At 63.7% G+C, this 10,360-nt stretch carries 9 protein-coding genes; 7 read left to right on the top strand and 2 right to left on the bottom strand.

The window, feature by feature from the left end:
• Nucleotides 1–321: 321 nt before the first annotated feature.
• From XarbCFBP7408_RS23325 to XarbCFBP7408_RS21220, 6 genes are all read left to right on the top strand, one after another.
• The gene (locus tag XarbCFBP7408_RS23325) at nt 322–591 is read left to right on the top strand and encodes a hypothetical protein (RefSeq protein ID WP_258072283.1); all 270 of its coding nucleotides are present in this window, start codon (nt 322–324) and stop codon (nt 589–591) included.
• Nucleotides 588–1,004, top strand: a complete 417-nt coding sequence (locus tag XarbCFBP7408_RS21240) for a SymE family type I addiction module toxin (protein ID WP_104564616.1) — start codon at nt 588–590, stop codon at nt 1,002–1,004. Before XarbCFBP7408_RS23325 ends, XarbCFBP7408_RS21240 begins: the two co-directional genes overlap by 4 nt.
• A gap of 86 nt (nt 1,005–1,090) precedes the next feature.
• On the top strand, nt 1,091–1,720 hold the full coding sequence (locus tag XarbCFBP7408_RS23320; protein ID WP_104564615.1) for a hypothetical protein: 630 nt from the start codon (nt 1,091–1,093) through the stop codon (nt 1,718–1,720).
• Between the two features lie 14 nt (nt 1,721–1,734).
• Nucleotides 1,735–3,201, top strand: a complete 1,467-nt coding sequence (locus tag XarbCFBP7408_RS21230; RefSeq protein WP_181107086.1) for an XVIPCD domain-containing protein — start codon at nt 1,735–1,737, stop codon at nt 3,199–3,201.
• A gap of 331 nt (nt 3,202–3,532) precedes the next feature.
• Nucleotides 3,533–3,871: a hypothetical protein gene (locus tag XarbCFBP7408_RS21225; protein WP_081419572.1), complete on the top strand. Its 339-nt coding sequence runs from the start codon at nt 3,533–3,535 to the stop codon at nt 3,869–3,871.
• Nucleotides 3,872–3,874: 3 nt separating this feature from the next.
• Nucleotides 3,875–4,741: a DUF6973 domain-containing protein gene (locus XarbCFBP7408_RS21220; protein ID WP_104564613.1), complete on the top strand. Its 867-nt coding sequence runs from the start codon at nt 3,875–3,877 to the stop codon at nt 4,739–4,741.
• Nucleotides 4,742–4,871: 130 nt separating this feature from the next.
• Here the strand turns inward: XarbCFBP7408_RS21220 and XarbCFBP7408_RS21215 are convergent, their stop codons facing one another.
• Nucleotides 4,872–7,001: an ankyrin repeat domain-containing protein gene (locus tag XarbCFBP7408_RS21215; RefSeq protein ID WP_104564612.1), complete on the bottom strand. Its 2,130-nt coding sequence runs from the start codon at nt 6,999–7,001 to the stop codon at nt 4,872–4,874.
• Nucleotides 7,002–7,285: 284 nt separating this feature from the next.
• Between XarbCFBP7408_RS21215 and XarbCFBP7408_RS21210 the strand changes: the two genes are divergently transcribed.
• A complete protein-coding gene (locus XarbCFBP7408_RS21210) occupies nt 7,286–8,206 on the top strand; it encodes a hypothetical protein (RefSeq protein WP_104564611.1) in 921 nt (306 codons plus the stop codon).
• Between the two features lie 174 nt (nt 8,207–8,380).
• Here the strand turns inward: XarbCFBP7408_RS21210 and XarbCFBP7408_RS21205 are convergent, their stop codons facing one another.
• Complete coding sequence (locus XarbCFBP7408_RS21205; protein ID WP_104564610.1) at nt 8,381–9,877, bottom strand: hypothetical protein; 1,497 nt, start codon at nt 9,875–9,877, stop codon at nt 8,381–8,383.
• Between the last annotated feature and the right edge of the window lie 483 nt (nt 9,878–10,360).

Genomic DNA, 10,360 nt, shown 5'->3' with positions numbered 1-10,360 from the left:
CAAAGCGCACTAGGGATCTCGTTGCGACGTGTCATGCCGGCAATGTTGTCGCCGACTCAACAGAATTCAAGGGTTTTGTTAGCCGCTCTAAGTTCAAGGAGCGTCGAAACTCCTCAGAGAGCGGTACCCACCTCCGTCAAACCGGTGGGTTTTTTGTGCCTGCATCCTGCAGGTACAAGCCGACGCAATGCCTGCGTCGGGAGGGCGGCTAATACAACACCCGCAAGGGGAATACGCCCGCCGGCTCTCTGCGGTTTCGAACCTCCCGACATCCCGTCGCCGTTGGCGGCGGTTCTTGGGTTGTTCCAGGAGGGCGTTGCCATGTCTACCGCACCATCCATGCTGGCGTCTGTGCCAGTTGACCTGTCGTCGATCACCTCTCACCACCTGCGGTGGAATGTGGCCGGAGTGCTGTGCCGGCTCGCTGCACGCGTAGCTGTTGAGCAGGCGAGCGACCATCACGCGCATCCGCTGAGCCGCCAGCTCGGTGTGTTACCGCACACCTCGCGCCGCCGGTTCGCACGCAGTGCTGTGGGGTTGCAGCACTGCGTCGCTGCATCCATCACCCGCCACCAGCCGGAGGCGCCATGACACGCCGCCGCCCACCCACGGCATCTGCCAGCGCACGGCCCACCCGCACGCGTGCGCGCCCCGCGCCACCCAAGCGGGTGCAGTGGGTTGTTGTGGAACCCGACCGCACCAAGCTGCCGCCGATGCTGCCGCCCGACCCGGACGCCTCCCCGCAAGGCCCCGGCACGCTACGCGCACCCCGCCGCGCCCGCCGCCCGCGCCAATGCACCGTCAGCTACACCCATTACCCCGGTGCCCACGACCATGCCGGCGACCAACACGTACCCCACGTCCGCCTCAGCGGCCTATGGCTGGAACAACTGGGCTTTGCCATCGGCACCAAGCTGCGCATCACCGCCAGCGAAGGGCAGCTGCTGATGGAGGTGTTGCCGCCGGTGGAGGTGCCGGCCAAGGCGCGCAGTGTGCGGCGATGATGGTGCGGCTGCCAGACCCCTTGCGATTGACCTCGGTGCCGGATGCCACTAGCGTCGCAGCCACACCAGCGCACAACGGACGCTTCATGATCGCGCGCCCCCTCTACGCCTTGCTCGCCACCCTCGCTCTGGGCGCATGCGCCCATACGTCGGCCACCCCAGCCCCGGCAACCGTCACGGAGACATCTGCCATGAGTTCCTCAGCCAATCACGTACCTGCAGATCCTTCCAAAGGTGGACCACGTACCGCGCAGGAAGCATTGGAGCGGGTACTGGAGCTGATTCGCACAAGCACCAGTATTGAATCGTTCACCGCCGACCATGTGTCTCGAGCAATGGGCCAGTCGGTACAGCACCGCAGTGATGGTTCCGGCCGGTTCGGTGCCAGCGGAGTGCTGACCCAAAACTGGAACTACGGGTTTGGTGTCAACAAAACTGAAATAAAGGGTGCATGGTTCGAGTTCCTGTTCCTGCCTAATCCGCCAGAAGTGTCTCCGTCTATGTCGGATATCTGCCAGATCGACTTCGAGGCATTTGCGGCGCACCTCGAAAAAATGGGTTTCTCGCGACAACGCAATCTTGTCGAAGATGGGCGATGGATGAGCGATATCTTTCAACGCCCAGGGATGCGCGTAGAGCTCTTCCCGCGTGGCGAGGCTGACGAACCTTTAGCGCGCACTACTCATCAGTGCGTCGAGTGGGTTCAAATTCGCTAGTCCAAGGAGCGGACATGTTGAGCCAGGAAGCAAGTGCCGTGGTGGCGTCATTTGGTCAGCAACCAGGTGTCACACGTGAGCATCTGGACAACTTCAACCGGGTCCTAAACGATTCGCCCGAGTTGACCCGCCAGATCAACGAGGCGGTGCAGAAAAAGGTGCTGAAAGGCTTCGCGCCGTTAAACGATCCGCATGCGGGAGGCACCTATGATCCACGCGATCAGGAAATTCACCTGCCGCTTGCAGCGCTGGTGAATGATGCCAACGGCAAGCATGCAGCAGCAGGCGATTTGACTTTCGTCTTGGGACATGAAATTCAGCATAGCCTTTACAGTCCCACTGCTGCGCTTGCGCGGGAACAGTTCAAAACAGAGGCAATAAAAATTGCCCGTAGCACGCACGATTACACTGCTGCTGGCGAGAAGGTGCTGGCCAGTAACCGTGCGGACGAAGCAACGGCCGAAATAGCCGGGTGGAACGCTATCGTGAGCGCGGCCAAGAGTCGTAACCCTAATCCTACGCTTGAAGATGTGTACCTATTTGCGGATGGTCGGGCCAGAGATTTCGTCACGCGCAGCGGTTATCCAAGCGTCTACACGCCCAAGGCAAACCTGGCGTTCAATAGCGACCTGACGTTGTCGCCCACGGCGGGTAATGTCGAGGCAATGGGAGTGAATTACTTCGATAAGTCGGTCAAGGACACCCGTATCGGTCATGCGGGCCAGTCCGACTACGTCAACCATTACGGTCCGTGGGTGGTCGGCACAGCCGCCATCTACGAGCGACACTACAACAAGTCAAAGCCCGGCGAGCCGGAGCAGCCAATGATTCTGGATATGCAGCGCCTGGGGTTCAAAGAAGAAATTTTGGAGCACAATGGCATTGACCTGGGCAGCGACACCCGCCCCATGCCATACCTGGACAGTAGTACGCAGCCGCCAACCCCTGGGCTCTTCCAGCACAGCAAGGACACTCACCTGCACGTCTCGCCGATTTCTGCCCAGGCGCTGGAGCAGGAGCTGCGAGAGCGCGACCCACAATCGCCACGTCCCCCAGCGCAGACGCCCTCACAGCCAGGCCACCCAGACCACCCGCTGTATCAGCAGATCAAAAGTGGTGTGATGCAGCTCGACGCTCAGCACGGCAAAGAGTGGGACGGGGCAAGCCAGCGCATGACTGCCAGCTTGCTTGCGTTGGCCAAAGAGGAAGGGTTGTCGCGGGTGGATCATGTAGTGCTCAACAACCCCACAGGTCAGCTGGCCGGCGGCGAGAAGGTCTTTGTCGTCCAGGGCGCCCTCAACGACCCGGCACACCAGCGCGCGCACATGCCGACGGTGGACGCCGTGCAGGCACCAGAGAACCAGTCGTTCGATCGCCTGCAGGCAATCAACCAGACTCAGGCCCAGGCACGCGAACAGCAGCAGGCGCTGGAGCAGTCGCAGCAAGCTGTTACCCAGACAGGATCATCAATAGCGCGCTGAGATATTCCATGTCGTCGGTATTGCTGTCACTGAGTGCGACTGACTTGTCTATTGTGTCGTTGATCCACCTTCACAGAGCTGTAATCAGATGGGCGACTACTCAAATTCAATGTAATTGTCTGATCGAAATCTCCAGGAATTCCTTGGCCGGCGTGCCCCGGAATTCGCTAGAAGGGGCGTCGCTATTCCTGCAAGGATGCGTGTGCTTTGTTCTTCTGGTAAAACATCGCTTTACCGCTGGAAGGGGCCGCGCTGTATGCCATTCGCTATCTTCCCTCATTACTTTTCGGCATCGGCCGCAGTGGTTGTTGCCACCTTTGCAGGATGCGCCATGAATGAGCCACCGATTTCAAAGGAACAGTTTTCCGAGCATGTTGTGACGCTGCTGGCCGGCAAGGACTCGGCGGTGGTCGAAGCCGGCAAGCTGACCGATTTCCCTTGGAAGACGCTGTGCTTCGAGCGCGATGACAGCCTGTTGCTGAAGTTCGATCGCGACGGAGAGACATCCGTGCTGCCGTTGCCCTATGAAGAGTTCTTCGTGGATGAGGCACATGTGAGCAATTCCCTGGAGGACAGCTGTGTCACGCCATCCGATCGCATCCTGATCAAGAAGAAGTATCCGGGCTATCAAGGGCCTATCGAGTTTCAGAAGGCAGCGCAGGGAGGCTAGGCCATGGTTGATGTCACTGATCCAAAGGGTGCCAAGCGTGAGATTGAGCAGGAAGCCTATCGGCACTACGAACATCTGAGCGGCATCACCTTGGCAAAGCGTCCCGATGGCACCTTCCAATCGCAGGGGCACAACGACGAGCTCGATGCCTTTCGGCATGCGTATACCAGCGGCCGTGTCACCCAGCTTGCGTTAGGTCAGCAATGGATCGCACGCAGGTTCGGGGATGATGCCGAGATTGGGCCAGCCCATCCAAATGATCCCTACGAACATCGCATGGATCTATGGAACAACGAAGCCGGTCGCCGGCTCGGCGATCAGACCTCCGGGCAGGATGAGCTGGCGCGACAGGCCTACACTGCCCTGCGCCAGGGCGATCTGGCGACCGGTTTGAACGATCCGCGGCTCAGGCAGCTGTTTCCCGACGATCCACGCCTGGCGCGGCCCCAGGGAGATCCTCAGCGTGATCTTGTGACCAGCGGCGATGTTGACCGGATCAACAAGGATGTATCGCGCCTGCAGGACCAGGCGCATGACAGGTTCCCAGACACGCATCCGGACCGTGCGTATTTCAATACGTTGCGTGGGCAGCTGCCTGCATCGGTGTCCGATACCAAGGTGGCCGAGGTCATGATTGCCGCAAAGCAGGCGGGTTTGGAACGGGTTGACCAGCTCGCCGGCGCCGTTCTGCGTGACGACCAGATCTTCGTTTCTGGCAAGACGCCAGGATTTCGTGCACAGGTAGACGCGACCACGCCGGCACCTGATATGCGGCAGAGTGTTTACACCGCCGATCAGCACAACGCCGTCCAGGCCTCCGACCAAGCGCAATCGCAGGCGACACAACAAGCACCTGCGCCTGGACGCTAGGCGGCCCAGTGGGAGGTTGGTGGTAGGTACTGCCGACGTGCTGCCTTCGACGGCTGAGTCATCAAGGGAAGGCCGGCGCGCGCATGCTGATGCGTGATGTCTGGCTCCGGTAATGGTCAGCGCATGACGCTCACCGCAATGTCGCCCGCACCGTCTGCAACGAGGCGGCAAACAGGTCGACGGCGCGCTTGCCATCGTTGTCCTTGATGGTTTTGTCGGCACCCCGGGCCAGGACGAGGGCGTAGTTGGGCGCGCTCTCATCGTTGCTTTCCTGTTCGGCGGCGTAGTGCAGCAGGGTGCGGCCCCTGGCGTCGCGCGCGTTGATGTCGATCCCCAGGCTCAGCAGAAAATCGAGAAAGGCCACTTCCTTCGGGAACGTGTGGCGCGGGAGCCAGTGACGGGCGGTGAGGTTATGCAGCAGGGTTTGCTGGCCCGGTTGCAGGGCCAGCGGGTCCAGCCCCTTGCTCATGATCAGGCGCACCAGGTCCGGCTGGAAGCAATAGGCCAGCGACGAACGGCCATCGGCGTCGGTGCGGGTGGCGTCCGCGCCCAGTTCCAGCAGCGCGGTGATGGGGCTGTCGCCATCGAGCGTGTGGGAGAGCAGCGCCGACTGCAGCGGTGTGTAGTGCTGCGAGTCGTCGGTGTTCTGTGCGATGGCCTGCGCGTTGATGTCGGCGCCGCCGGCGACCAGCACGCGCACCTTTTCGCCGGTGCTGGCGGTGTGCAGCGGCGTGGTGCCGTGGATGTCGCGTGCGTTGGGATCGGCGCCGTGTGCCAGCAGCACGCGTGCGGTGGCCACGCCGCCCCAGCCGAGCATGGTGGTGCCGTTGTCCCAGCGTGCGTCCGGGTCGGCGCCGGCGTCCAGCAGCGCTTCCAGCATGTCCAGATAGTCCTGCAGACTGAGGTGGTTGCGCAGCTTGCTGTCGACATCTTTCACCGCCTCCTCGCTGGCCTGCTGCAGGGCGCGCTTGGCGGCGCGATAGCGCGCGCGGGTCTGTGCGTCCTTGGCTTGGGCGATCATGCCATCCAGTGAGTCGAGGCTGCCGATGCTGATGCTGTCGATCAGGTGCTGGCGGTAGTGCGCGCGCGTCATTGCGGCGATCGGCCCGCGGGTGACCACCAGGTCGTGCAGCGGCCAGTAGCGCTGATTGGCCCAGCCGTTGACGCGTGCGCCGTGCGCGATGAGCCAGCGCACGGTGGCTAGCGTGCCGTGTTTGACCGCGGTATTGAGCGGCAGCAGCCGTGTATTGAGCGTTGCGCCGGCCTTGAGCAGGCGCTCGATCATCGCCGTGTTGTCGTGCCGGGTGGCGTAATGGATGGCGGTGGAAAACTCCTGGTCGGATGCGGTGTGTTCCATCAGCCAGTCGCTGTCCGGCGTGCAGTCGGGGACGGCGCCTGCCAGCAATGCGGCCTCGACGCCGACGAGTGAATTGGCGCGTGCGGCGTCCAGCAATGCGCGATCGGCAGCGCTGCGCTCCACGATCGGCAGCGGCGGCGTATCGGGGCCGGGTTGCGCCGGGTCGCGTTGCAGCCAGGCCAGCCACGCCTTGGCGCCCTCGTTGCCGGCATCCAGGTAGAAGGTGTCGTCTTTCTGGCCGTTGCCAAAGCGCATCCACGAGGCCCATTCGGTGCCGGCCATGCCTAGCGCCGACATCTGGGTGATGAAGCTGAAGAAGTCCGGCGCCAGCGCCAGGCCGTGCAGCATCTCCAGTTCGTGCGAGAAATAGCGTACCGGTTGCCTGGCCGGATCCGCATGCGTGGTGTCGATGGTCAGCCAGTCGCCGTTGATGAGGTTGTAGAAAGCGAACTGGTGTTCCCACAGTGCAGGACTGTTGGGTGCCTCGGACAGATCGCGCGTGGCCAGCTCCTGCTTCCAGTCCAGGAAGACGGGCAGGGCCATCGTATCGATGTGCGTCAGGCTCCACACCGTGTCGCGATTGCAGCTCATCGACGGCAGGTCTTGCTGTTCCATCGCGCGCAGATGCGAGGGCACGTACCAGCCGAAGCTCACCTCCGCCGACAGCTCGCGCAGGACGCGACGCAGTTGGGCGGGGATCGGCAGGCGGTGACGGCGTTCGAGCGATAGCAGCTGGCGTTCTGTCGCAGGCGGGGCGATCCGTAGCGGCGTCACCTGCCAACGGCGCTTGCGGGCGATGGCTTCCATCCAGCGCCATTTCGCCTGCCAGTGCGTCCAGCGCGTCTGCAGGGTGGTGTCCTGCTTGGCGCAGGCACCGAGCAGCGTTGAGGTGGTCAGGGCCATGAGGCCGGCATCGAGAAACTGGCGGCGGGAGAGCGTGATCAGAAGCGGTTCCTTGCGTCTGGCGACGGGACGAGGCGTCTGCGGGCAAGCATGCACGTAGGAGCGCTAAACGCGCGACAAGGTCTTGCCGCATCAGCCGCCGACGCGGGTTGGGATGTCGGCCAGGCCGCTGACTGCAGGTGCTGCGTTGCGCTGGAATCCTAGGCGATCACTGGCCGCGTGTGGGGCAGGGGCGGCGCAGGTGTCGTACGGTTGCGTAGGATAGGGCGCACGGAGGCACTCGCATGGACCCGATATCCCATCGCCAGGGACCCCTGGTTTCAGCCACACGGCTGTATGTCCTGCTGGCGCGAGACGCACGCACCGGGGTGATCTTCCGGCGTGGGCCCAGCAAGCAGGTTCAGCTGATCCGCTGGGACTTGCGCACGGACACGTTCGAGCACGGGCAGTGGTTCAAGGGCCGCATCTACGAGCGGCGTTGCGACCTGTCGCCGTCGGGCCGCCTGCTGGTGTATTTCGCGGCCAAGCACAAGGGCGATTTCGGAACCTGGACAGCGCTGTCGCGACCACCGTTCTTCACCGCGCTGGCGCTCTGGCCCAAGGGGGATGCATGGGGTGGCGGTGGTGCGTTTGAGGACGAGCAGACCTTGCTGTTGAATCATCGCCCGCAGGCAGGCCGCGAGCCGTTTCCGCTGCCGACCGGCTTCGGTCTGAAGCACGGGATGACGGTGCGGCCGTTCGGGCAATGGTCCGGCGGTGGCGAAGACGAGCCGATCGACAGCATGCTGCGGCAGCGCGCTGGCTGGCGAACGCTCGACGGCGGTGAGGGCGAACGCGGCGGTTTGCGAAGCGGCGTGCTCTACGGCTTCACGCGCCCACGCGTGTGGGAGAAGGACGGCAGTGGCGGGCGTCGGCTGCAATCGCTGTTGCATGCCGTGGGGCGCCAGAACGATGCTTGGTATGCGCTGGGTCATCGCGTGCTGGATCGCGACGGCGCCGTGCTGGTGGACCTGCCCGGCACCGACTGGGCCGACTGGGATGGCGGCGACCTGGTGTTCGCGCGGGACGGCTGCCTGTATCGATTGTGCAAAAGCGATTTCCGGCGCTATTCCGAGCAGGGTGAGCAGGCGGTTCGGCTGCTGCATGACTTCAGCAAGGCGCGGTTTGCGCCGGTGGCACCCACAGCGGAGGCGCTACGCTATTGAGGGCTGTGCGCGATGCCTGTGCGCTGCCGGCATCGCAAGCGGACAAGGCCTTGGAATGCGGCACCGCGTTGCCTGCGCGGCGCCGCGGCTTGCGCCAGCAAGATGTCGACCTGCAAGTCCTCCGTACACATGCCTGAGTCGCGCCAGCCGCGTATCGGCGGCGTGGTGCGGCAATCAGGCGCCATCGTTTGCGCGCAGGTGATCGAGCATCAGCGGGTGCAGCAGCGGTGGCATGGGCGCAGTACCTGCCCCGTGCTCCCACTGCTGCAGAAATGGCGCCAGCCATTGGCGATGCCAGACAGTTGGACGGGCGCGTGCGGCCAGCCGCTGGCGCAACTGTTCGACATGTGCGTTGGCACGTGTCTGTTCGCCGCACTCCAGGTGGAAAAACACGAATACCAGCAGCACGCTGTCCGGGCTGGCGAATATCACCTCGGGCGGCACCACGCCGTTGTCGTCGCCGTGTTCCAGCAGCTGCAGCCAGGTGTCGGCGGAGCGTTGGAACCAGGGGCCGGCCAGCTGATCGGTCAGGCGCCTGAAGAAGTGCACATCCAGTGCGGGCAGTGCCGTCGCCAGACGGGCCAGGGCAGCGCTCAGCACGGCGTCGCTGTGGGCTGGATTCAGTGCCCAGCCGCCGTAGTCGCCCACGTCCGCGCTGTCCAGGACCTGCTTGCCCATGAAGGTGGTCGCATCAGCCACGCAATGCAGGTCATGCAGCTGCGTGGTCGCCGCGCGCTGCTGCCAGGCCAGCAGGCGGGCATGCTGCAGCCCCGCCTGGACCATCAGCTCGCCCAGGGTCGGGTCATAGCTGGCCCACAGACACTGACGGCTGCCGTCGTGGTCGCGGATCCATTGCCAACGATGGCTCGCTTCAACCGTGACAGCAGACCAACCAGCAGCGCGCAGCGATGTGCCCAGGTGTTGCTCCACCAGTTGCGGGAGCAGCTCGCGCAGACGCACCTGCTGACGTGTGGCCTTGTCACGCGCAATGCGTAACGCCGCAGGCGTGCGCTTGGGCTGCAGGAAAAACCGCAGACCCATCTCGCGCTCGATCTCACCGGAGGTGCCGCTGTCGGCCAGCCGCGGCACGGCCAGGTCCTCGGGTGCGCCACGGCGAGGCTTGAGCGCGCGGAGTGCGGCCAGCGCACGGATGGCGCGCAAGGTGTCGGAAGCGAGCAGGCCGTCCAGGGTGGGGGCGATACCGTCGGCAGCGTCGAAGGTCTCGTCCAGCCAGCCGTTGACCAACAGGCCGTAGCAATCGGTGAACAACGCGCTGTCATCGGCCTGGTGGGCGAGATCGAGAACGTCCCCGAACACTTCTGCCAGCGGTAGCGTGTGGCCGGTGTCTGGTCGGCGGTAGACCACGCGTGCCTGGTCTTGCCATTGCAGATAGACCTCGCCCTGTGCATCCTCCAGCCAACCGGGCGCTTCGGCGGCCAGGGCCTGCGCGCGCAGGGTCGCATCGTCGATCTCCTCGACCGCCGTACGCACCAGCACGCCATTGCGCAGTAGCTCGGTGTGCACGCGGAACCAGGTCAGGCCGGTGTCGTAACGCGCCTGCAGCCCAAGCAGGCTACGCATGAGCGCTGCCTTGTGCGTGCGACTCAAGCTGCCGCGATCGACCAGCTGGACGCAGCGTTCGATGAACTCCTCGATAGCGTGTTGTGACATCCGTGCCTCCTGTACGTCAGTGGTCAACGTGCGGGCATCATCATGCCAGTGGTCCGGGCGACCGCGTGAGCGGGAAAGGTCGCGGGCGGGAGCCGTGCCGCCCGGCGCGGCTCCGCTGCCTGTTCGTGCGCTGCTGCGCACGTTTCATCTCAAGCCAATAACGGAGCCAATAACGGGGTCAGGTTAACTTATCAGTCGGCGGTGTTCGGTCTGCGTGGGCGATGAGCGGGCCTGACGCCCGCAAAGCGGTGGGTCTTGGCTTCGACCATTGCGCGGAAGGCGTCGTGGCCCAGGGCTCGCTGCTGCTGTAGGTGAAGGCGAATGCTGCGACGTAGTTTCGTCCAAGCCGCTGGATCAGTTGCCCGATCCGTCCCGCATCAGGTGGCGTCACTAGGTGTTTGATCCCAGGCTTTGATGGTGCACTATTTTCCCTCGATTGGAAGGAAGCACTATGGGCCAGGTTCTACACGGGAGCGCCACTAC

This window comes from Xanthomonas arboricola pv. guizotiae (assembly GCF_002940205.1).
GTDB classification, from domain to species: domain Bacteria; phylum Pseudomonadota; class Gammaproteobacteria; order Xanthomonadales; family Xanthomonadaceae; genus Xanthomonas; species Xanthomonas arboricola_C.
This window is presented reverse-complemented; position numbering and strand designations above follow the sequence as displayed.